At 51.4% G+C, this 22067-nt stretch carries 17 protein-coding genes; 4 read left to right on the plus strand and 13 right to left on the minus strand.

The window, feature by feature from the left end; translation table 11 throughout:
* Nucleotides 1-5: 5 nt before the first annotated feature.
* From ACTG1K_RS17870 to ACTG1K_RS17885, 4 genes are all read right to left on the minus strand, one after another.
* A complete protein-coding gene (locus tag ACTG1K_RS17870) occupies nt 6-1994 on the minus strand; it encodes a site-specific DNA-methyltransferase (protein WP_440006230.1) in 1989 nt (662 codons plus the stop codon).
* 76 nt (nt 1995-2070) lie between these two features.
* A complete protein-coding gene (locus ACTG1K_RS17875; RefSeq protein WP_440006232.1) occupies nt 2071-2805 on the minus strand; it encodes a DUF4391 domain-containing protein in 735 nt (244 codons plus the stop codon).
* Nucleotides 2802-6113, minus strand: coding sequence for an SNF2-related protein (locus tag ACTG1K_RS17880; RefSeq protein ID WP_440006234.1), 3312 nt, complete (start codon nt 6111-6113; stop codon nt 2802-2804). The genes ACTG1K_RS17875 and ACTG1K_RS17880 overlap by 4 nt, the downstream gene beginning before the upstream one ends.
* 14 nt (nt 6114-6127) lie before the next feature.
* Nucleotides 6128-6619: a type II toxin-antitoxin system RelB/DinJ family antitoxin gene (locus ACTG1K_RS17885; protein WP_408758651.1), complete on the minus strand. Its 492-nt coding sequence runs from the start codon at nt 6617-6619 to the stop codon at nt 6128-6130.
* A gap of 861 nt (nt 6620-7480) precedes the next feature.
* Between ACTG1K_RS17885 and ACTG1K_RS17890 the strand changes: the two genes are divergently transcribed.
* Together ACTG1K_RS17890 and ACTG1K_RS17895 are read left to right on the plus strand one after the other, a co-directional pair.
* Nucleotides 7481-8643 (plus strand): IS3 family transposase gene (locus tag ACTG1K_RS17890; RefSeq protein WP_440006236.1). Its coding sequence is split into 2 segments (ribosomal slippage): nt 7481-7736 and nt 7736-8643, totalling 1164 coding nucleotides; the frame shifts between segments, so codons are not numbered across the junction.
* Nucleotides 8644-8959: 316 nt separating this feature from the next.
* On the plus strand, nt 8960-10312 hold the full coding sequence (locus ACTG1K_RS17895; protein WP_128318400.1) for a tyrosine-type recombinase/integrase: 1353 nt from the start codon (nt 8960-8962) through the stop codon (nt 10310-10312).
* 140 nt (nt 10313-10452) lie between these two features.
* Here the strand turns inward: ACTG1K_RS17895 and ACTG1K_RS17900 are convergent, their stop codons facing one another.
* From ACTG1K_RS17900 to hcp1, 7 genes are all read right to left on the minus strand, one after another.
* On the minus strand, nt 10453-10629 hold the full coding sequence (locus tag ACTG1K_RS17900; protein WP_200163694.1) for a hypothetical protein: 177 nt from the start codon (nt 10627-10629) through the stop codon (nt 10453-10455).
* A 26-nt stretch (nt 10630-10655) separates the two neighbouring features.
* Entirely contained in the window at nt 10656-11348 is a 693-nt protein-coding gene (locus tag ACTG1K_RS17905) for a DUF2931 family protein (protein ID WP_128318491.1), read from the minus strand.
* Nucleotides 11345-13288 carry a T6SS phospholipase effector Tle1-like catalytic domain-containing protein gene (locus ACTG1K_RS17910; protein ID WP_440006239.1) on the minus strand — a complete coding sequence of 648 codons (1944 nt, stop codon included), beginning with the start codon at nt 13286-13288 and terminating at the stop codon, nt 11345-11347. The genes ACTG1K_RS17905 and ACTG1K_RS17910 overlap by 4 nt, the downstream gene beginning before the upstream one ends.
* A complete protein-coding gene (locus tag ACTG1K_RS17915; RefSeq protein ID WP_200163696.1) occupies nt 13288-14082 on the minus strand; it encodes a DUF4123 domain-containing protein in 795 nt (264 codons plus the stop codon). The genes ACTG1K_RS17910 and ACTG1K_RS17915 overlap by 1 nt, the downstream gene beginning before the upstream one ends.
* Nucleotides 14079-16121 carry a type VI secretion system Vgr family protein gene (locus ACTG1K_RS17920; protein WP_440006241.1) on the minus strand — a complete coding sequence of 681 codons (2043 nt, stop codon included), beginning with the start codon at nt 16119-16121 and terminating at the stop codon, nt 14079-14081. The genes ACTG1K_RS17915 and ACTG1K_RS17920 overlap by 4 nt, the downstream gene beginning before the upstream one ends.
* An 11-nt stretch (nt 16122-16132) precedes the next feature.
* Nucleotides 16133-16420, minus strand: a complete 288-nt coding sequence (locus tag ACTG1K_RS17925) for a type VI secretion system PAAR protein (RefSeq protein ID WP_128318430.1) — start codon at nt 16418-16420, stop codon at nt 16133-16135.
* Nucleotides 16421-16617: 197 nt separating this feature from the next.
* Entirely contained in the window at nt 16618-17136 is a 519-nt protein-coding gene (gene hcp1, locus ACTG1K_RS17930) for a type VI secretion system effector Hcp1 (RefSeq protein ID WP_005359949.1), read from the minus strand.
* Between the two features lie 367 nt (nt 17137-17503).
* On the opposite strand from hcp1, the gene ACTG1K_RS17935 reads away from it, so the two are divergent.
* Entirely contained in the window at nt 17504-18397 is an 894-nt protein-coding gene (locus tag ACTG1K_RS17935) for a hypothetical protein (RefSeq protein ID WP_128318431.1), read from the plus strand.
* Nucleotides 18398-18527: 130 nt separating this feature from the next.
* Here the strand turns inward: ACTG1K_RS17935 and ACTG1K_RS17940 are convergent, their stop codons facing one another.
* Together ACTG1K_RS17940 and ACTG1K_RS17945 are read right to left on the minus strand one after the other, a co-directional pair.
* Complete coding sequence (locus tag ACTG1K_RS17940; RefSeq protein WP_201870375.1) at nt 18528-19649, minus strand: inovirus-type Gp2 protein; 1122 nt, start codon at nt 19647-19649, stop codon at nt 18528-18530.
* A 258-nt stretch (nt 19650-19907) separates the two neighbouring features.
* On the minus strand, nt 19908-20141 hold the full coding sequence (locus tag ACTG1K_RS17945) for a helix-turn-helix transcriptional regulator (RefSeq protein ID WP_080602820.1): 234 nt from the start codon (nt 20139-20141) through the stop codon (nt 19908-19910).
* A gap of 715 nt (nt 20142-20856) precedes the next feature.
* Here ACTG1K_RS17945 and ACTG1K_RS17950 point away from each other — a divergent pair.
* Entirely contained in the window at nt 20857-21999 is a 1143-nt protein-coding gene (locus ACTG1K_RS17950) for an IS4-like element ISAs18 family transposase (RefSeq protein ID WP_041204923.1), read from the plus strand.
* Nucleotides 22000-22067: the final 68 nt, after the last annotated feature.

Raw genomic sequence — 22067 nt, forward strand, 5'->3', positions numbered from 1 at the left:
CCCCCTTAGATGGTTTTGACATCAGTGGTAGGGCTGAGCTGTTTTAGCAGTTGCTCCACATTGATCTTGGCAGCATCCGAGCTAAATCCTGCATCCCGGAACACCAGCCGCAGCGGGCTAAAGGCAGCTAGTTGCTTAATAAAGGCCTCATTGACCCCACCGGTCTTATCAAAACAGGCCACCAGCGCCCCTTGGCTGTTGTCCGGCTGGGCATCGACAAAGAACACCGTCTTGTCGACAATGGTTTCACGGCGGATCGGCAGGGTCAGATCCACCCCCCAGTCCAACATCACTTGGAACAAAAGATCTTCTTCGGTGCGTTCCTCCTTGACGTTTTCTACTTGAGAAAAAAGGTCCTCTTGCACGAGCACATCTGGATTGTAATAGACCTCAGACATATTCGAAGTATCAATCTTCAGGACCCTAAACCCAACATCTCGATTCCATAATTCACTGTGCTCTGAAGCTATAACATTGCAACCAACTCGTTTAATACGTTCTTTAGAAATGTCAGAAATAAACTTATAACCCTTCCTAAACTCTTCAGAATCAGGATGGCATGCCTCTTTTAATTGAACAAGAATGAATCGCCGATTAAATCCATCATTTGCATTCATCTTAACTACAGCATGTGCTGTAGAAGCAGAACCAGCAAAAAAGTCTAGCACGATATCATTAGTTTCAACACCGACAAGCCCGATTAGATATGTAATCAACCCTGATGGTTTTGCAAAATCAAATGGTATATCAATAGCTTTCAATTCAGCAGAGCTCTGCCTATTTTCAAAGTCGCCAATGAAGTTTGAAGGTACGGCTCCTTTTTCTTGCTGCTCAATCAGCCATAGCTTATTATATATACTCCATTTACTTTGCTTTCCACTTTCATCCAATAATGGTGACGTTGTTGTTTCTTTAAAAACAATATTCCCTAGTTTTCTTTCTGTCTCATATCGTTCAAATATCCATTTCCATACACCGTCTTCTGCACTAGGAATAATTTTCTCACCATGTGCGATGGCACTTGGAAAGTTAACTCCTGGTGGAATTACAAATGTTCCATCTGGACATTCAATGTAATATCTCTGGTTGGGTCGATGATCAAGACTAGCTTTATATAAGCGTTCTTCACCATACAGCTGCCCTGCTTTTTCACCACTAGATTCTAATTTGTTGTAAAATCTTGTTATTTGCTCCTGTGTTAATGGTTTTCTGAAATAACGAGCTGAATCGATTTTTTTTGCATACACCAGTATATAGTCAATGGATGGTGTGTAAAAACGTCCTTTTGCGCCCCCTGACTTCATCAATCTGGAGAAGCAAAGAATAAAGTTATCTTCACCAAAAATCTCATCACATAATTTTTTTAAATTATGAACTTCGCCATCTCCTATTGATAACATCACAATACCATTATCAGTCAACAGATTGCGAGATAACTTCAACCTTGAATACATCATACTTAACCAATCAGAATGAAACCGACCATTAGAGTCTGAATTGGAAATTAAACGATTCCCCTGCTCATCTTTTTGATTCGAGCGCTCAATATAGCTATCTACATCTTCAGCAAAATCATCGCAATATACAAAGTCACTACCTGTGTTATACGGCGGATCGATATAGATCATCTTGACCTTGCCCAGATAAGTCTCTTGCAGCAGTTTCAGAGCTTCGAGGTTATCCCCTTCGATAAAAAGGTTCTGAGTAATATCGAAATTGACGCTCTCCTCACGACAGGGACGCAGGGTCTTGGCGATAGGGGCATTGGCGGTGAGCAGCGCCTCGCGTTTGCCAGGCCAGTTAAGGTGATAGCGCTCCTGCGGACCCTCGACAATATGGCGAGAGAGCTCTTGTTTGAGCAGATCGAAGTCGATAGCTTGCTGGAGCTTGCCATCAGCCCCCTTGGTCTCAGTCACACAGTTGGGAAAGAGCTCGGCCAATTTCTCAATATTCTGCTCCACCAAATTGGGGCTGTGCATTTTAAGCTTTTCCATAGTTTTTCCTGCCGATTCTGCGGTTATCTTTCTAGTCATTAATGGGTTAGTTGCATGGGCTGGTGGTTGTTTTGACCTAAAGCGCCAGCAGCGCCTGTTTTAACTTGCTTAGCTCACGATTGAGTTCGATTTTGCGATTAAACTGTTTTTCCCGCGCCAGTTGCCCTTGCAATCCGGCAATACGCTTTTCCAATTTAGCGGTCTCGTCCAGTCGATTCATCCAGCTACCGAGAGCCTCATCGGCCCGCAACTGCCACGGTGCAACGGGCGAATCGGCCATCGTTACCGTAGAGCCCGTAGATACCACTACTTTAACCAGGGGTTGCAGCAGTTGACGATAGAGCTGGCCAATATCCAGCGCCATGGGCAAGGGGGAGAGCATGGCTTCGCTGGGCGAGGATAACCAGGGCGAGGCGAAGTAGCGTCCCAGCTTGACCTTGTCTGATCCTTCAACCGCTGGCGACTTATAAGCGAGCAGGTATTGCACCTGAGTGTTACCGCCGAGCATACGGGTGAGACGGTAAAAAATGGGGAACACGATCAGCCCATCGATGGCATGCAACACCGGTTCACTCACTTCGCTCACTCCGGCTTTCAGCTCGATATCGAACACCTGCAGTTCCGGGTAGTCAGCACAACCGGCCAGATTGAGGGTGTCGGGCGCGAGCTTGTTGCTCCAATGGATCTCTTGTACCTCACCAATAAAGGCCTGCTTAAGGGCTGCCGTAGGATTGAGGCGCTGATAGAGCGCCTCCTTGGGTAGGCGGCGGTTGAGTGCAGTGGTCGCGGGAAAGCGGTAATGAGGGATCATGACGTCATTTTCTCAGCAGTTCCTGCACCTGTCATGGCTTGCACCACGATAAAGTTGATCAGTTCAAACTGATCCAGCCCTGCGATGTCGTTACTCAGCGCCGTTGTGGGCCCGCCACTGAACAGGCTGTCGATATCGCTTTGTGCCTTCACCTCCACCATGGCGTGAATGGCTTCATCCAGCAGACCGGAATAATGGTCCATATTCCGGCCATCTTGCGTTAAGCGATTAAAGTGCTGGCTAGTGGCTTCATCGGCTTGTTCACGCCCTTTACAGGCGGCGCGAATGGCATCAAGCAAGGGTTTGGCTTGCAAGTGGTTGATGGCCACGGTACCACTGTCAGCCATGTAGATCAGGTAATAGGGGTGCAACCTGTTTTGCTGATTGAGATTGATGCTGTGATGGCGATTGCGCAAGGCAAAGATCACCCCAGGCACCAGCCCTTTGGCTCGGTCTTCTGGTACGACTGTGTGTAGGCCATTCGGCAAGTGGTGAATATCTGGATGGCTTTTCAGATAGCCCAGCAAGTCCATGCGAAATTCGTTCAGACCCAGGTCGGTGATGGAAACGCCTCCCTTCACATCCTCCAAGTCGATCACCTCTTCTTGCAGGCGCTTGAGCTGCTCCTTGCGATAGGCTACGTCATTGGCCTGTGCGGTCAGCACGTTATCGTCGCCGGTCGAGGTGAGATCAGAGATCACCATGCGGTTTTCAACCCGCTCCTTTAGGTTGATGTACTCGTCCAGGCTGATATCCGGCCAGTAGTTGACCAGCTGGATGTGCTCATTAGTAGAACCGATACGATCCACTCGACCGAAGCGCTGCACTATCCGCACAGGGTTCCAATGGATGTCGTAGTTGATCAGATAGTCGCAATCCTGCAGGTTTTGTCCCTCGGAGATACAGTCGGTACCGATCAGGATATCCAGCTCGGCAGGTTCGTTCGGCAGTACCTGATCTTTTGATTTGGAGCGTGGAGAGAACAGAGTTAGCAGACTCTGAAAGTCATAACCTTTGCCAAGAGTCGATTTCGCCGCGCTGCTGCCGGTCACCTTGCCCAGATGCAAGCCATGCTGTTGGCCGAGGGGGAGCAACTGCTGGTAGAGATAATCAGCGGTATCGGCAAAGGCGGTGAAAATCAGCACCTTCTTGTTACCAGGATTGATCGGGTTGGCCCATTTGTGCGCCAACACCCCTTGCAGGTGCTGCAACTTGGCATCGTGCTCCGGCGTAACCTTGGCCATCTCCTGCAACAGTTCATCGATAATGGCCAAGTCATTGCCAAGTTGGTATTCCCATGAGGGCAGATCCATATCTGCCAGGTTGATCTTGACCTTGCCACCGGTTGAAAAGGCTTCATCCAGATCGCCAAGTTCACCTTCAAGATCAATATCCACATCGGTCATCCCTTGGTGTGGGTCTGCCTCGGCCAGTGCACCATCGGTACCATTCGCTTTAAATGCGGCGATCTTGCCCAAGGTGTCACGCAAGAACGACTGCAAACTCCCAAGGGTTAACCGGAAGGCATGGATTGAGCTTTCCAACCGCTTAAGCAGGTTGATGGTCATCAATCGCTGAAGGGCTTTCTCGCGGTCAACCTGACGCAGCGTGCTCTTGCCCCCCTGAACATCGGTGTCGTACATGGCGGCATACTTGGCCATACGGCTCGGCAAGATGTAACTCAGCGGCGCATATATTGCCAAGCGCAAGCTGGATAGCTGCTCAAAAATGGTATTAAAACCAATTACCTGCCCATTGTCGGTCAATGGTGGCTGAAAAGAGAGCGGCTTGTTACGAGTGGGAAAACGCCCGATATCCTTGGTGTCGTAAAAGGTCTGGATATGCTTGCGTGAACGAGCAATGGTGACGCTATCGAGCAACCGGAAGAAATCAAAATCGAGAGTGTTGAGCAGAGCCCCGGCGGTGCGCTGCTCTGGTGCGAGTTCTGCCCAGTTGTTGAAGGCCTTTTGTGCTCGCTTAAAAATCTCCTCTATCCCGAACTGGCTATCAAGCTGGTCGCGGAGGGTGCTGGAATCTCCCTCATAGGCCAGCGCCAGCTGATTCTTCAGGTCGCTGAACTTGTTATTCACCGGCGTTGCAGAGAGCATCAGTACCTTGGTCTTGACGCCAGAGCGAATGACCTTGTTCATCAGGCTCTGATAACGGGTCTCTTTCTCTTTGTAGGCCTGGTTATTACGAAAATTGTGAGATTCGTCGATCACCACCAGGTCGTAGTTGCCCCAGTTAATCCGATTGAGGGCAATACCAAGTGATTCACCACGGGTACGCTGCAGATCGGTATGGCAGAGCACATCAAAGTTGAATCTGTCTTTAACGAACGGATTGGTGGTGAGATTGCGGTTGTAGTTGGTCCAGTTATCCGCCAGCTTTTTCGGACAGAGCACCAGCACGGATTTATTGCGCAGCTCGTAGTACTTCACTACCGCCAATGCGGTAAAGGTTTTACCCAGGCCCACGCTGTCAGCCAGGATGCAGCCATTGTAAGTCTCCAGCTTGTTGATAATGCCAGTGGCGGCATCACGCTGGAAATTAAAGAGTTTCTGCCAAATCAGGCTGTCTTGGTAGCCAGTTTTGTCATTGGGTAGCACATCATCATTGATGTCTTCCAGGAATTCGCTAAAGAGGTTGTAGAGCAGTTGAAAGTAGATCTGCTCTGGTGGGTTCTCTTGATAGACGGTGCTCATGTAGTGCACCAAGCGATCGGTCACATCGGCAACCATCCCTTGGTTTTGCCAGATTTGGTCGAACAGCGACAAAAATTGCTGAGTGAAACTGGGCTCATCGATGGCAAACATGACGTTAGAGATGGCATTGCCCTTCTCGTAGCCCAGATCGACGGCCGTAAAGCCTTGCAGGGTTTGATACAGGGTTGCCTGTTCAGCCGATTTGGCAACGACGAACGATTGCATTGGCGCATCCGTAGTATTGGTGCGGAACCTGGCCTTGCGGCGGATCCAGTCCGCACACTCCCGAGCTATCGCTTTCTGAGTCAGTTTGTTTTTTAACTGGATCTCAAACTCACTGCCAAAGAAGCTCCTCTCCTTTGGCTCGTTAGGAATATGAAACTCACGCTTTTCTTTTTTCAGCTTATCGACCGCAAGATCCTCGACAAAAGTTGGGGCGGTGAAGATGAACTCCAGCTCTTCAATCTGCTCAAGCTGACTCTTTAACGCGTCATAGGCATAAATGGAGAAACAGGAAGCGGCGATCTTGAGTTTTGTCCCCGGCTGCAGGTGCTCCTTGAGATCATCACCCAACAGTTGGTTGATATTGTCGATGAGTTTCATAGACCCCGTCTCCGTCAGTGGTTTAACCTGCGTAACCATCGAACAAAGGCCGAGCGGTGGCGGTCAGTCCATTGGGTACAAAGCAAAAATGAACGATCCCCTCGATAGGCGATCCGAGTGGTAGAGTAGCGATTGTATCCGTTATCATCTTTAACGGCTAAACGGATGCCCTCTGGTCCCTTGACCGAGATGGCTTTCAACACTGCGAAGTTAATGCCAAAGGTCTCACGGCAGTAATCCAGTTCAGATAAACGCTGAACTTCAGACTCAGGCAGCTCACCTTCCACCAGTTTTAACAAGGTGTCGGTGATTTCGCTATTGCTGATCTTGGGGATAAACTCGGACGACTTGAGGCTGTCATCATCCAGTGTCACTGAGAAAGGTAGGCCACGAACCTTGATCGCCTTGGCCAGAAACACATTGATGGCCTGCCCAACACTCATCCCAAGCTCACGAAAGATGGGGGCTGCGTCTTCAAATAACTGCTTATCGATATGCTCGTCCATAAGGCTCTTACAACGATACAATTTGTAATTGTTGTATCATCTGACGACAACACCTCGATAGCAAGCACCTGTGGACTCAAAAACAGACAAGTGTTCACGCTTTGAGCATAAAGCATCGCATCATGCAGGGCTTTATAGGCTTACAGCTTCCTGCTCCACTTTTGCATGCGCTCAAATCTGAGGCTTGACCTCTCAGCTCGAACTGGCTCAAGTGTATTTCGTTTGATCAGAATGACTAAAAGACGAACTGTGGTTGATCTGATCCTACTATTTTTCCAGCTGATTGGGTGGCCCAGCCACCTGTAGTTGAGTAGCCTATTCAAGGCTCCCCGACAGACAAGTTTTGGACGGGGAATTTTTTTCCAAACGAGGAACTGATACAACAGAGAGCATCATCTCTATCAAGGATCTGCTATCTGCTAGAAGGGTAGGAGTTGCCCTCTACGACAGCTCCTCACTACGGGCCATTCCAGCCCAGATGATCACTCTTCTGCAGAAGTTCTGATGTTAGGCATACGGTTAGGCATACATTAATTTTCTGAATTGGTTATTTTGTTTTTATATCAAGGATATACCCATTGGGTTCAACACCCCCCAGCCCACCAAATAATGTTCCGGCTGGGAACGAAGAAGTAAAAAAACCCGCAAGATTCAAGGTCTTGCGGGTTTTTTGTTGTCCGCAGCAGTCCGATCAAGTCGCCTAAATCCTGTACAAATAGTAACATCTACGGTCACATTGGTTTTGTAACACCGGTTTTGTTGTTACTACTGAGAGGTGCGCCGTGAGTAAAGATGTAGTGGTCTAATCATCCCGGACACCATTTTAGGTGGTACAGTCGCCACCATGACCTGAGGTGTTCAATGACAAGATTACGTCGCTCATTTACTGCCGAATTCAAACTCGAAGCCGCATCCCTGGTGCTCGACCAGGGATATTCTGTCCCTGAAGCCAGCCGTTCACTGGATGTCGGTGAAACCGTACTCCGTCGCTGGGTTCAGCAACGGCAATCCGAACGAACTGGCACAACCCCAATCGGCAAAGCACTGACTCCGGAGCAGCAAAAAATCCAGGAGCTGGAAGCCCGTATCAATCGACTCGAACGTGAAAAGGACATTCTAAAAAAGGCTACTGCTCTCTTGATGGCGGACGACTTCACACGTACGTGCTGATAGACCGATTAAGGGAGCAAGCCCCCATCACCCTGGTCTGCTGCGCTTTCGATGTTCCAACATCCTGTTTTTACGACTATCTGGCCCGCAGGCGGGCGATTAACCGTGAGCGCATGCAGCCGCGCTCTGAGTTGCGCCGTTTGTTCAAAGCGAGCCGGAACTCAGCGGGCAGCCGCGCCTTGATGTCGATGATGCGGGAGTTGGGATATCAGATTGGTCGATTCAAAGTACGTAACCTGATGAAGGAAGCCGGGCTGGTATCCAAGCAACCGGGCGCTCATCGCTATCAGGTCGCTCGGTCTGAACGACCGGACATTCCCAATCTGCTGGCCCGCGAATTTGATGTCCAGCAACCCAATCAGGTGTGGTGTGGCGATATCACCTACGTCTGGGCAGGTGGCCGTTGGCATTACCTGGCAGCGGTTCTTGACCTGCACACCCGGCGGGTCGTGGGCTGGGCGATGTCTGATAAGCCTGATGCAGAATTGGCAATCAAAGCACTGGAGATGGCCTATCAGCAGCGGGGTTGCCCATCCGGTGTGCTATTTCACTCTGACCAGGGCTGCCAATATGGTAGCCGGGCATTTCGGCAACGACTGTGGCGCTATCGCATGACCCAGAGTATGAGTCGGCGTGGCAACTGCTGGGATAACGCCCCGATGGAACGGTTGTTCAGAAGCCTGAAGTCAGAGTGGCTCCCGGCTATGGGATATATGAGCTTGCGAGAGGCGAAGCGGGATATCAGTTACTACCTGATGGATTACTACAACTGGCGGCGTCCACATTGCCACAATGACGGGATGCCACCAGCAAAAGCCGAAGAACGGCCTAACCAAGTGTCCGGATTTAGTTGACCACTACAGGTAGCAAATCGCAAAAGAGGGGTACGAGGAGGGGTATGGAGCAAAAAATCACAAAGGGTTAGCTTCACTGCGAAGCTAACCCTTTGTTATATCTGGTGCCGATAAGGGGAATCGAACTCCTGACCTTCGCATTACGAAGTCAATAAACTGACGTTTAATTCTGTCTTAACAATTCTAAATAAAATGAATATATGGTTTGCATTCAATGAGATGCGAGCAACCCTTATTCACTCTTGTCCAACGACATACAACCCTATACGATGCCAAATGTGGTACCCCATGTGGTACCCCAATACGAGGTTTTAGGATGATTTCTCAAGATCGACAAGTCGCGGCAGCAGAGCTGAAAGAAGGTGCAACCGCAACCCGATTTGCTATCAGCTCTAAACATGGTAACGGTTTATCACTCGAGGTTCGCGCCGGTAAGCAAAAACGCTTCGTGTATAGATTTAGGCTACTTGGCAAGCAACAAACCATGGTCCTTGGACTATACCCTGCGATGGGACTTGCTCAAGCTCGTGAGCGACATTGTGTTGCGGTGGGGCAAGTCAAACAGGGCATCGATCCCCGTCAGGTTGTTGCAGAGGCTAAACAAAAGAACGAACAGATGCTCGTGCTTGATGAACTGTTTGAGCAATGGCTTAGCCACAAAGCCAGCGTAAAACGCCGTGATGGCGTTCGATCAGAGATTAGCTTTCGAACCGTCACTGATTATCGTCGAATTTACCAAACACACTTGCAAAAGGTCCTTGGTAAATATCGAATTTGCGATATCACCATGGCCGTCCTCCACCAACACTATCAGAAGCTACAGAAGGTCTCTCTTGAAGGACTTCGTAAAGCAATGGGGATAATGAACCAGGTGATGGAGGAGGCTATGCGACGACAGCTTATCGAGATGAGCCCCACGTTGGCACTCAAACCCAAAGTTTACAATGCGACCCCCAATCCACCTCGAGAGCGTTGGCTACCAATCTCTGAATTACGAGCCTTGTGGCATGCATTAGAAGAGGGCGTTGAAGGTGGCGGAGCGTTAACAGCTGGTGGCCGTGGCATTGCTACGACTTCTGTTCTTTCTGGAAGTGTCGCCAATGCAATTAAAATCGTCATATTGAGCGCGGTTCGTCGAGGTGAAGTGATATCGATGCAGTGGGCACACTTGGATGGTGATCGCTGGACGATTCCGGAAACCAAAAATGGGCGCCCGCATGTGGTGACCTTGTCGCCTTTGGCTCAGGAAATAATTTCAGAGCAGCGAATGATAACCTCCTCTACCAGTCCATATGTGTTCGAATCGACGACGAAGCAGGGTCATGCCATCACAGGTGACGCACTTATGCGCGCCCTTGACCGGCTGCAGAAGCGTAAGCTGGCTGAACTTGAGCCTTTTAGCGTACACGACCTGCGGCGCAGTGTTGCAAACTGCTGTGGAATTGAACTTGGTGCAGGACCTCTAGAGATAGAGCATATGCTGAACCACCAGATCAGTGACAAACTCCTGCGAACTTATCAGGCGGGTGCTTTACGTAACCCTGAAAAACTGAGGAGTTTATTTCTTCGGTGGGGGGATATTGTGAAACATCAAATAGCCCAACATGAAGTAGAAAAATCACCTGATGTTATGGGGAACGTAATCCAAGGGACATTCGGTAAACGCTGAGTTTTCAGCTCAATCAGACCTAAGAAGGAAGCGGCCATCGGCCGCTTCCTTCTATGAGCCTGTTTAGCCTGATATGCTACGCAGCCACCTGATAGGTACATAGCTGATGCGGCGCCTTCCCTGGCCATTAGCCTTGCCTGTCAGGTGGTCTGTCGCAGGTGATCCTGATAGACCTTCTGCCACTTGGTATGCTCAGCCTTATCGCCTCTGGCCTGCCAGAAAGCACAGATGCTCTGTGCCAATTCTGCGGCCATGGCATGGTCGTTATCACGACGACAAATCAGACACTGGGCTAGCCAGTTTTGGTACTGCTTCATTGATACCTCTTAAACCGCTATCCAAATCAATTGACCGGATCGGTATCCGTCTTAGGTTGTGCTGCGCGATAAGCATCCATGATAGGAGTCCACGCCTCGCCGGTTGGGATCGGATATTTGTCGTAATAGGGGCGGAAATTCTTATCGAAACTGGCCCATCGATCCTGATATTGGCTATCTAGCGGCACTTTCTTGTCATACCAATCGTCTGTCACTTCATGCGCTATTCCACTCGCAACCAGAACGTCAGGTAATTCCCCAGCTCTTCTTAAAAACACCTCAACATACCCGCCCGGAGCTAATCCAATGCCTATACTGTTGCGCTGTTTAACTTGGTCACCATTAATACGGTAACGCTGAGCCATCTGCTTGCCCAAATCCTTGGGGAGCTCTAGCGTAATACCGTACCGTTTCTTATCGTGATAGGACACCCATTCGATCTCTACCTTGTCAGGCACTGGCTGGCCCTCAAAATAACGCCCTTTTGCTAACCTCCACTGATAATCTTTGTCTTTCAAGAGCCTTTCACTTAGCGGAGAGATAACGCCATTACTTGACTCGTTAGACCCCATCCCCTCTCGAGAGAACAGAGCTCGGGTATGCCAAATCTCATCTGCATTAGTCCCAACGCTGTACTTCCAATCCATCTTGGTCGGGCCATTGTCATCGCATCCGGCTAGCCCTAGTAACAGTAACGGCAGTATTAACCAGCGTATCATTTACCCCCCTCCAAGTTACTGATGATTCGCCGAGCTTCTCGCCCTTTGATACGATTTGCCCCGTTAACTATCCCATCATCCGCACTGTGGTGCAGGTACTCAAATCGCAAGTAACGATAGACATCATCCGGGAGCTGCTGACTCAAATCCTTGGCAACCCCGGTCTCAGTACCCGCACTGACCCAGTGCCCATCCAGCTTGCTCAAATCGATTCGTGGTTTTATAGGTGCACCACTCTCCAGCATCAAGGCCTTGTCTGTCTTATCCCACTCACGGAACGGCACTCCCGCTGCCCTCGCGGCTTCGACCATAACGTGTAGGGGAATACGGGAATACTCGCCCTCCACAACTCGTTTAAGCAGCACGGTTACACTAACTTCCAACGGTTTTTTCCAGCCAAACTCTGGACGGTTTAACGTGCGAATTCGCAAATTGAGTTTCCCTTTCACTGGGTCGCTAGCTGGAGAAGGTAACACAGTCACCCCACTTCCCCAGCCCTGACACAATTTAGCTTGGGCATAGTCCATCGCTTGCTGATAAGCGGAACTTTGTTCTGGGCGAGAACCTGCTGGTTCCATACTCTGAAACAGCTTGATAGCCTTTTGCTCTGTCAGCACCGGATCACTGTTGGGGTTGCGCAAACTCCAGCGACTGTAATAACCGCCGCCAATGTCCGAGTGACAACCAGGCAGTGCCAGCTCAGTGAAGTTGGGAGCAATCTGTTTGCCCTCCACGTCATTGGTGATCCGGGTCAGGGCAAAGAAATAGCGCCACTCATCCTTAGCTGTTATGTGAACGACCCGTTCCGCACAATCCGGGGCAAGCGTGACACTACGCGCCTCCAGCGACGATGAACAAACAGTATCGAACAGCCCGACAAACTTGATCCGACAATCTTCTCGGCTGGCCCAGTCAAAACCGGCTTTCAGACGGATGCTGGATTCATTAGCTATCGCCTCGACCAACGGGTGAGCAGCCTGCTGGTCGATGGTGTTTACGAATTGACGCGCCGCCGACGCCCCCCGGCTAAACCCGAACACATCAAATTCGATCTTGTGAATACATTCAAGCGTTGGTAATACACTTGCTAGCTGGTCCTTAATTTCTTCAACAATCCGTTTGCTACAAGCAAGTTTTACCTTGTCATAGCTTGACGTATCACCTTTATCCAAAGCCTGCCCCAGTTTGGAATCCCCTTTACCTGACTCAGTGCCAATCCCATCTATATATACCGGGAGAATTAACCCTCCATCGGATGGAGATTGGTAGATATCACGAGCCTTACCAATATTCGTCAGATCATTCGTCTGACTGTTGTCACTCAGTGACACTGCACCAGCATTGCACTGCTGTCGAACCCTCTCCTTTTCTAGTGGATCGCTGCATTGAGCCAGAAAGGCTTCTATCTCTGCTTTCCCTTCCTCATGTTTAAAGGAGTTGTTGGCGGTGCCATCAAAGAACACCCCGATACGCAGGATATTCAGCTGATAGCCCTTCACCTCAATCACGTAGGAATGCTTGGTGATAAACCGTGGAGGTTGGGCCTGCCCGGCTTTGTGCCCTTCCGGTAGCGGCTGCTCGGGGTCGGTGAGACAAAGGTCGCCGGTGGTCACCTTGACGAGCTCGCGCTTCACATCTTCGTGCCCAAAGAGTTTGTCGGTATAGGCGGGAACCTGGCTGGTTTCGCCCTCTTTCAGGGCTTCACGGGATTGGGCTGCTTTGAGCCAAGGTTGGGTCTCCAGCTTGACCGTCACCGGCCCCACCGCAAAGCCTTGTACCAGGGTGGGGCCGTCTTTCAGGGTCACGGTTTTGCTGGTGCCCGTGGCATCGGTCAAGGTGGCCTTTTGCCCCTTGAACGAGCGGTTCTGTTCGTCGCGAACGTCTATCTCAATCCAGCAGTTGTACTTTTCACAGGGTATGCAGTGAGGGGAAATCGCCATTAGCTGACTCCTATCAATTCAGGGTGTTTGTTCAGCCAGTTATTCACCTGAGCCATTTCGTCGTCGGTCAGCATCAATGGCGCTCTGATGGCATTCAGTGCCATGTTTGCCTGTAGTGTGAGAGCGCCTGCCACCACGCCATCAAGGACGTCGCCTGCCAGCCCAGCTTGATTGGCTTGCTTGAGGACGGTGGTAATGGCTGCTTCCGGATTGGGATGACGCGCCATCATATCTTCCATCCATTGCCAGAAGTGGCGAGAGAGGATGTAGGCGTGACGGCTTTCGTCATAGAGCGGCGTCAGGTGGTGAGGCTGAATGCGAAACCAGGGGGCTTGGCGGGGAGTAAATTCGGTATCAGGTGTGCGTTGCCAGGCACTGTCGTTGGCCCACAGGCTTGAGCTGGGGCCCAGTACATCATCGAGCTCCTGCTGGCTCATGGTGGCCAGCATCTTGGGAAAGACCCGATTATCGGCATAACGCAGCCACATCACTTCCCCTTCAAAGGCCACCTCAATCAGGGTTTGCCAGTGCTGCTGGACGACATCGATAGCAGCATCGCTTGTGACGTAGACGCCGCCCAGTTGTGGGTGAGCCGCGATAAACTCGGGGGTGGGGTTGGGCAGTAGCCAGGGACCTTGTTCGGCTTGGTCCGCAAACGGCGTACCGGCAAACAAGGGGATGGCATTGGCACCGCCCTGGTTGCAGTAGTCCGCCACGGCGGTGGTATCGAGCGCGGCATCGACGATGGCAAATAGTTGGCCGGGGTGTTGGCTACGCCACTCTTGAAAGGTCATGCCTTACCTCCCTGGGCAAAGGGGCAGGGCTTCACCAGTGGGGCCATAGACTCCATACTTTTTTGAATCGCGCTCGCAGGGATAGTCGCTGGAGGCGCGGGTGGTACCTTGACCGCCCCCGGCAAGCCAGGCATTTGCCCCGCCCAACCGGAGCCCGAACCGGGACTGCCGCCAGAATTCATCTTGATAGTGGGACCGACCAGGGTGACGCCACTGGGGTCAACCTTCACAAAGCTGCCGCCGACTTTGAGGGTCAGCTCGGAGCCTGCTTCCAGCACAATCTTGTTACCGGCCTTGATGTGAACCTCTTGACCAGCCTCAACCAGCAGCGACTGGGCCAGCTTTTGGTGCAGGGAAGCATCGACCGTCAGCGAATAGTCCGCCTTGATGTGGTCGCGCTTCTCACCCTCCACCGTCAGGTGGTCGTTGGCCTTAATACGGGTTACCCGCTCGTTGTCGATATCCCGATGCTCATCGTGCTTGATATGCCACGCCGCATCATTTTCGATAAGTACGTTCAGGTCTTTCTGACCATGGATATAAATCTCTTCCTGCCCTGCCTGGTCCTCAAAGCGCAGCTCGTTGAAGCCCTCACCTTGATGGGTTTCGGTACGCAGCACGGTGCGGGTCTTGTTGGCTGGTAGCTCATACGGTGGCCGGTTGGTGGCGTGGTAGGTACGACCGGTGACGATAGGCTGGTCGGGGTCTCCTTCCAGGAAACTCACGATGACCTCGTGGCCGATGCGTGGGATAGCCATCATGCCATACTGGCCACCTGCCCAGCCCTGACTCACCCGTACCCAGCAGGAACTCTGGTCGTTGCTTGAGCCGTAGCGGTCCCACGGGAACTGCAGCTTCACCCGGCCATGCTCGTCGCAGTAAATCTCTTCGCCCTCGGGGCCAACCACGATAGCGATTTGCGGGCCATCCACCATGGGCTTGTGTGGCGCCTCTGGGCTGCCGATACGTGCGCGCCAGGTGGTACTCGCCTTCACCACGCCAAATTCGTTGTGGTAGACGGTAGGGCCGCTGCCGCCCTCTTCTTCCAGGGCTTGTGGCTGCTCACCGGTGTGGCGGATATGGACGATTTGCCAGTCGGTGTTGAGGCTGGTGTTGGGGTGTTCGGTGAGCGAGAAGAACTGTCCCGGCAGCAGAGCTGCACTGTTGGACTTGCCACTGCCCGCCACCGCGTCATTGCGCAGCGCATCAAGTCGGTGCTGGGCAAAGGCCTTGCCGCTCGGGTCCTGCTTGTAGCGACCCGGATAGTCGAAGTGCTGGTAGGTATCGCGCTGATGCTCGAGCTCTGCACCCTGCTTTTTGTGGGAGAGACCATAAGCCGGGGTCTTGAAGCTGTAGTCTTTCAGCTCCACATCCGAGGGGCGCACCGATTCGCGGTAGTGGAACTGGCGTACGTAAGGGCCTTGTTCAAGCGAGCGGTTGCCGAGGTTGAAGAAGAGCTCGGGGCCGGCAGTCAGGGCTGCGGCATCGTCAGCAAACACGATGCGGTGTTTGCCTGCTTCAAACTCGTGGAAGTAGAACAAGCCCTCTTCGGCGGCCAGGCGGTTAACAAAATCGAGGTCGGTCTCGCGATACTGGACGCAGTATTCGCGCTGGGCATGTTCATTCTTGAGCGCAAAGGCGTAGTCGGTAATACCGTGTTCTTGCAGCAGAATGCTGAGGATTTCGTCAGGCTTCTGCGCCTGGAAGATGCGGGAGTTCTGGCGCAGCCCCAGTCGCCACAAGGCGGGTTTCACCTCAATGCTGTAAAGGGTGCGGCGAAAGCCGCTGTCCCCTTGAGCAAACTCGCTCACTACGCCGCAGACCCGGCGTTGCAGCTCGCCGTTGTACCACACCATCAATTCACAGGGCTGGTCCAGCACGGCGCCGAAATCGATGTCCGGTTGCTGGCTGGCAACCTCCAGGTGAAGGTTAAAGGGACGGTTCAAGCCTTCATCGAGCTTGAAGCTGGCAACCGCAAAGGTGTTGTCAGCCAGTGCGCCAACCTTGACGGTGAATTGTAATCCTGTGCTCTGTGCCATGACCTTGTTCCTTATCCTGCTTGCCCACTGCCCGAACCAATCACCACGCCACCACAATCCACTGCCGTGCCGGTGACAGCGATGGGTTTGCCGTTGACCAATACCGAACCCACACCTCCAGCAATACTGCGAGGGTGCGGCGGGTTATTGGGCTTGTCGTGGAGCGCTAGCGGGTCGCCTTGACGGGCAACAGGCTTACCATCGAGAAAGACATCAGGACTGGCCGCTGTCACCGGGGTCGGTGGAAAGCCATCGTGGTCGGTGCCGATGTCACCGAGCAGTGCAATGGAGGGACACATAACTCAAACCTCTTGTGTGCTTTGCCATCACTCCGCACTTGCTACACAAGACACCGGCGACATAACAGGGGGATGGCAAAACATAAAAGCCCCAGCCTGCGGGATTAATCAGGCTGGGGAAACATCTACGTGCTACGGATACGGACCACGTGGAATGCACTTCTAGAGAACTAAAACAAAGAAAGGAAAACGAGCTGTTACGCCTCGATAGGCGCACGCCAGTCGTCAGCACCAGAGGTTCCGGCAACAGTGTGTTCCCAATCAATCTTGCGGTAAGCCATGGAGACCTGGATAAGCTGGGTGAAGTCAGACTTCGCCGGGTCCTGGCAGTGGGGCATCTGGCAGTCGATGTCAACGATGGTGGCATCGGTCAGTACGGTAGAGAAGAAGTGCTCCTGCTTGCCCTCAACGGAGGTGCGGTACCACTTCAGGGTCACTTTCGGCAGCATTTCACCGGAAGCCAGTGCGTTGTACATCAGCGGCACAGCTTTGTTCAGGGCAACGGTGAACTTGAACGGCTTGTGGACACGCTGACCGGCAGGCTGACCGGATTGCGGGTCGGTCGGGACGGTTACTTGGTGATTGAACTCTTGTACCAGCATCTCGTCTTCGTGACCTTGTACGAAGATGTTGCCGACGGAATCGGAGGTGAAAGCACCAGCGGTGATGTTGCCCTGGGTTTTACCTTCGATGCTGATATAACATGGAGTTGGCATGGGTATGCTCCTAAATAGGTTGGTTAAACGAGATAGCACTCAACCAACCTTTAGCAGCGACCATGCCACTTTTTTGTTCTGTTATTTATCAGCAATTTACCTCTCATCCAACACCCCGCCTACTCAGCCTTGAGCAAACTCTCGCTCAAACTACGCAGATGCCTTGGTAAAAGTTGCGCACGCAGTGATTTAATCTGCTAGGTGAGCAATACGTTGCGCATCACAGATGCGATACCTCTATCGAGCACGCCTCCATCCGTAGGTGGCGTTTCGAGTGGGACCAAGCTCACAATTACACAACTCGGCCTTAACTGTCCGTTTTCGGTGTGGTACTCAGTAGAGCATGTAGTACCAACTGGGAACACACATGGAAACGACCAACCGTGATGACACCAAACTTCGCGATAAGCTCAAACACCTCCATGGTGCGGCACATGATCTAAAAAACAAACTGCTCAAGTTTGGGTTTGTTTCCCGAACCGAATTACTGCAAACGGTGCAGCTCTGTAGCGTTCTTCTTCGTAACGAACGGCGGCTAAGTGCTTGGCAAATTCACGGGGAAGCGCCTAAGCCAACCGACTTACCTCCGTTTGAATCAGAAAAGGGGCGCTATGTAACTTCCCCTAAAATCCTGATGCCCGCTCGCCTATATCTACGACTTGCCTACCGAGACTTCCGGCAACAGCGGTATGAGCAAGCATGGAGCAACCTCACTCAAGCCAGCTATTACATCGGTGTTGTCGATACAGCTTTTTACTTCCTCTCACTTAGCAAACAAGCACAGGCTAAACGGGGAGGAAACAGACTGTTCGAGGTTAAAGCACGAGCCCGAGAATTGCTTACAGAACTGCAGCCCAGTGGTAAGACCGCAGAAGGAGGCTTGAGAGGGTGGAACAAAGATGTCGACGCGGCTGTAAATGCCATCGCTAGCAAACTGATAGAAGAAGTTAAGCTAGGTCAGCTTCGCTGGGGAAAAAACATCCCGCCTGAAGACCAAGGCGAACGAAAAGCCTACTTCACAGACCTCTCAGATAAAGCACTTAAGAACCTCGAACGCTGGCTCAAGCCGGGCGGCAGTTTACATTACGACTTTAAGCACAAAGATACCGCCCGCCCGCCGCCAACAGTGCGTTCTGAAGCTGAGTTCTGTGCATGGTTGGATAGTTTATCGGTCAGCCCGATGAACATTAAAGCCTCACAGGCTATCAAAGAGCATATTCCGGCGACGAAACAGTCCAGCGAATACTGGGATTTGGATTAGCTATCTGCGCAGGTACCGCCCCCCTTGCTTATGGTGAATGGCATCTTCCTAGATGCACGAAAGACGCCATGTGAGCTGGGAGGCAAGGGCTGCTAGCTTAGGAAGCCTGGCAAGGCTTCCTTTCAACCCATTATTCACCTAGCAAATTCTCCTGCTCACTGTCACTCAAGCGAAGATACTCCCCGAGTTGGCGATTCTTGGGGCTGACATACACCCGGCTGCGCTTCCGACCAGGCTTGGCCTGGGTTTTGCTCGGGAGCTCTCCACGAAAAAATACTCTACCTGCGCCCCCTTTCGGCCCCACCCCGGTGGGGGGCTTCATGTACAGTTCCGGCTTGGTCATATAGTCGATGGCCAGCTCGAGGTTTTTGCGCAGCTTAACGTCCGTGTAGCGGATTAATCCGACCCCAGGCTTCTTGTAGCTGTGCTTGTAGTAATTGCAGTTGTAGTAACGTCCCGGCTCACCAGTTAGCTGTACCCAGTACTCCCCAATCTGCTGGGCAATAACAACATCCTCACGTCTCTCGGAGCCGTTGTAGATGAACATGCAATGCAAGTGAAAACCCGTACGAGAAGCAAACTCCAGCTTAGCCGCATAGCCTACAAAGTCATCAAAGATACTGTTGCTCTTTCGGTTGTTTAGGAGTCGGCGAAATTGGCCGAGCAGCGGGTCTGGGGAGTGACGGAGTCTAAGTGGTCTCCCCTCCTGATAGTGCAAGTCAATACGTAGCACGAGCAGCTTCTGATGCCGCTCAAAGAGCGCATCAATATAACGAACCAGGCTAGCTCGATTCTTCTTGGGTCCCAGCATAAAGCGGTGTACAGCTTTACGATGCTCCGGTGTGCTGAGCTTCTCACGTAATAGCCTAATGTACTCTTGGAGCCCAGCCTCCAACCGCTGTCTCACAATAGGGAGCTGCGGAGCTGGTAGTTGAAGCAAATCGACCAGCTCCGCAGGCACCGGGTAGCCGAGGAATGTTTCCAGGTCAGGATGCAGTCGGAACTTTCTCATTGTCCTCAGCAGCGTAGAAGCCTCCAGCATAGGCTTTAGCCACTTACAAACGCGTTTAAACTCTCGATGGTCCCAAGCCTTTGGCTCTTTAGGCAGGAGATGAAACAACGCTTTGGATAGCTTCTGAGCGCTCTTCAACGCGGTGCTAACCAATAGGTCTGGACCGGCCTGATAATCCTCCCATTCTGAACTATGTGGAATAGCATGCAGCGATTTACGCGCTGCTTTATCTGCGCTCATAGATGATCCTCATGCTTTTAATGCGCATAGCTTACCCAGGGCTGTAATAAGTACAGCCTGTATGTAACGTGTGGTTGTATTACGGCACTGTGGGTGCCGATATATGCCGTGTGGCAGGGCAGCTATTAGATAGACACAGGTATAGAGATTAGGTAGATATCAAATAAACCCATATAGCTCTTGCTCTTGACGTCTGTAAATTACAGGCGGCCATATTCAATATGGCAAGCCTAGCCTTGCTTTTTACCTACGCTGTTACTATTCAAAGTTAAGTGTTGACCAGCAGCTATTGTTGCGCCCCTCCAACCATGCGTCGATCTCATTACTCATCCACCCGACAACCATTCTTCCCAGCCTTTTCTTGGGAGGGAATGTACTATCGAATCGAGGCGATTTTGGATTGGTCCAGTCATATAGGGTCGAGCGAGAGATACCCAATTTCTCTGCGACTTCTCGAACTCTGAGTAGCTTGTTTTGGCTGTGATTTGACATGTGAGCTTCCTTCCCGTTTGATGATGAAAAGGAGGGTAACGAGACTTTTTCGATCACGCCAGCAGGCTTTTTCCCCAACCGGTTCAGGACGAAATTAAAGTGAAAAATGCACAAGTTAGGGTTCCAAACACCTACATACAAGTTAGTAAACTCCAGTGATTACCTGTGCTGTAGAGCATTTCACGGGGGAGGAACCCGGTGCATGGGGTCGTCACCGTAAGCGCAGACAAAGGTATGGGATGTGGAACGCCCCCCGCTGTTTAGCTGTAACTAAAGCCCCTTATAAGCAGCAATCGAGATCATGTTACGACGGGCCTCTCGGCATAAAGGATAAAGGCGTGGGAAATAGTCGATGTGAAGTCCGATAACGCAAAGCCTTTACATTCTATATCTACCTAGCTAACGGGGTAGGTAATCACAGCCTATTGACTGTCAGATACCAAGTGGCTCGTTTTCTATTGGTTTTGCAGCTAATACATTTGTGCTTCTGTAAAATTTTACGGATAAGGCATTACAGCATGTTCTTGCCTTACCTGAGCTTCAACGCGTCTTTATCTACGAGCAAGCGTGTCAGCAATACTTCCCATGAATCTCACCTCGAGCATTTCTCAAACCCATATTACCCTTAACCATCCCCTCATATGAGCGAGGCGTGGCGCGGCTTCTGAGGTATGATCGCCATCCTTGACCAGCTAATACCCAACAGACTATCCCCATGTTTAACCACGAACTAATCCTCAACCACATCGACGATATATTTGGACAGGACATGCATGCTAAGCGTGTTCTTTCCCTCGCCAATGCTACCCTCGGGGTTATCGAGTCAGGTTCACTGGCCATCCACGCCATCGGTAGTGGCCTCTCCTTGGCCAACGGTCTCGAACGTAAACATGCGGTTAAACAGGTGGATCGCCTGCTCACTAACACCAAGCTCAATGTCTGGAGCCTCTTTGACGATTGGGTGCCCTATGTGGTCGGTGAACGTACCGAGATCGTAGTCTCCATGGACTGGACCGAATTCGATGCCGATGATCACAGTACCTTGGTTATCAGCCTGCAAACCAACCACGGTCGCAGTACTCCGCTGCTGTGGAAAACCCATCGGAAATCGTTGCTCAAAGGGCAACGCAATGCCCATGAGAAAGAGCTGCTCACCAAGCTCAAGCAGACGTTGCCAGAGGGTATCTTCGTGACGGTAGTAGCTGACCGCGGCTTTGGTTACATGGAGCTGTTCGAACGCCTGGAGCAAGAGCTAGGCTTTGCTTATCTCATTAGATTTAAAGGAAATGTTTTGGTTGGTTACCCTGGTGTAGAGCAGGTTCCAGCTCGGGACTGGCTAACGCCGACCGGGCGCACCCGAACCCTCAAAGCGGTGGAGCTAACTGGGCAGCGACAGCCTGTCGAACGGGTCTATTGTTGTCATAAGAGTGGCATGAAAGACGCGTGGTTTCTGGCCAGTAACCGGACCGACCTGAGCGCCGCCAAGGCGTTGCAACTATACGGCCAGCGCTGGGGTATCGAGACCAGTTTTCGTGATATCAAAGATTACAAATTCGGCATGGGTATGGGAGATGTGCACATCAGTAATCCGGTCCGGCGCGACCGACTGTTTTTATTCAGTGCCCTGGCCATCGTCTTGCTGACGCTGCTGGGTAAGGCTGGAGACAGTGTCGGTCTAGAGAGAACGATCAAGGTCAATACCAGCAAGAGCCGAACCTATTCGTTCTTTCGGCAAGGGGTCATCTATTACCAGTTGCTACCTAAAATGAAAGAAGCCAATGCGGTCTTGTTGATGGATAAATTTATCTACTACCTGAAGCAACACCGCTTATATACCCGCACACTTGGAATTATTTGAGTCTCTAAAAATGAGGGGATCTCTGAGCATATTACCCCCTGACAAATATGGGATACCGATCCCGTAAA

This window comes from Aeromonas sp. 102P, from assembly GCF_051920345.1.
GTDB classification, from domain to species: Bacteria; Pseudomonadota; Gammaproteobacteria; order Enterobacterales; family Aeromonadaceae; genus Aeromonas; species Aeromonas veronii.

What these genes read in the sequence shown, in the direction of transcription:
- ACTG1K_RS17870 (WP_440006230.1), bottom strand. Translation starts at nt 1,994, where the DNA reads ATGGAAAAGCTTAAAATGCACAGCCCCAATTTGGTGGAGCAGAATATT.
- ACTG1K_RS17875 (WP_440006232.1), bottom strand. Translation starts at nt 2,805, where the DNA reads ATGATCCCTCATTACCGCTTTCCCGCGACCACTGCACTCAACCGCCGC.
- ACTG1K_RS17880 (WP_440006234.1), bottom strand. Translation starts at nt 6,113, where the DNA reads ATGAAACTCATCGACAATATCAACCAACTGTTGGGTGATGATCTCAAG.
- ACTG1K_RS17885 (WP_408758651.1), bottom strand. Translation starts at nt 6,619, where the DNA reads ATGGACGAGCATATCGATAAGCAGTTATTTGAAGACGCAGCCCCCATC.
- ACTG1K_RS17895 (WP_128318400.1), top strand. Translation starts at nt 8,960, where the DNA reads ATGATTTCTCAAGATCGACAAGTCGCGGCAGCAGAGCTGAAAGAAGGT.
- ACTG1K_RS17900 (WP_200163694.1), bottom strand. Translation starts at nt 10,629, where the DNA reads ATGAAGCAGTACCAAAACTGGCTAGCCCAGTGTCTGATTTGTCGTCGT.
- ACTG1K_RS17905 (WP_128318491.1), bottom strand. Translation starts at nt 11,348, where the DNA reads ATGATACGCTGGTTAATACTGCCGTTACTGTTACTAGGGCTAGCCGGA.
- ACTG1K_RS17910 (WP_440006239.1), bottom strand. Translation starts at nt 13,288, where the DNA reads ATGGCGATTTCCCCTCACTGCATACCCTGTGAAAAGTACAACTGCTGG.
- ACTG1K_RS17915 (WP_200163696.1), bottom strand. Translation starts at nt 14,082, where the DNA reads ATGACCTTTCAAGAGTGGCGTAGCCAACACCCCGGCCAACTATTTGCC.
- ACTG1K_RS17920 (WP_440006241.1), bottom strand. Translation starts at nt 16,121, where the DNA reads ATGGCACAGAGCACAGGATTACAATTCACCGTCAAGGTTGGCGCACTG.
- ACTG1K_RS17925 (WP_128318430.1), bottom strand. Translation starts at nt 16,420, where the DNA reads ATGTGTCCCTCCATTGCACTGCTCGGTGACATCGGCACCGACCACGAT.
- hcp1 (WP_005359949.1), bottom strand. Translation starts at nt 17,136, where the DNA reads ATGCCAACTCCATGTTATATCAGCATCGAAGGTAAAACCCAGGGCAAC.
- ACTG1K_RS17935 (WP_128318431.1), top strand. Translation starts at nt 17,504, where the DNA reads ATGGAAACGACCAACCGTGATGACACCAAACTTCGCGATAAGCTCAAA.
- ACTG1K_RS17940 (WP_201870375.1), bottom strand. Translation starts at nt 19,649, where the DNA reads ATGAGCGCAGATAAAGCAGCGCGTAAATCGCTGCATGCTATTCCACAT.
- ACTG1K_RS17945 (WP_080602820.1), bottom strand. Translation starts at nt 20,141, where the DNA reads ATGTCAAATCACAGCCAAAACAAGCTACTCAGAGTTCGAGAAGTCGCA.
- ACTG1K_RS17950 (WP_041204923.1), top strand. Translation starts at nt 20,857, where the DNA reads ATGTTTAACCACGAACTAATCCTCAACCACATCGACGATATATTTGGA.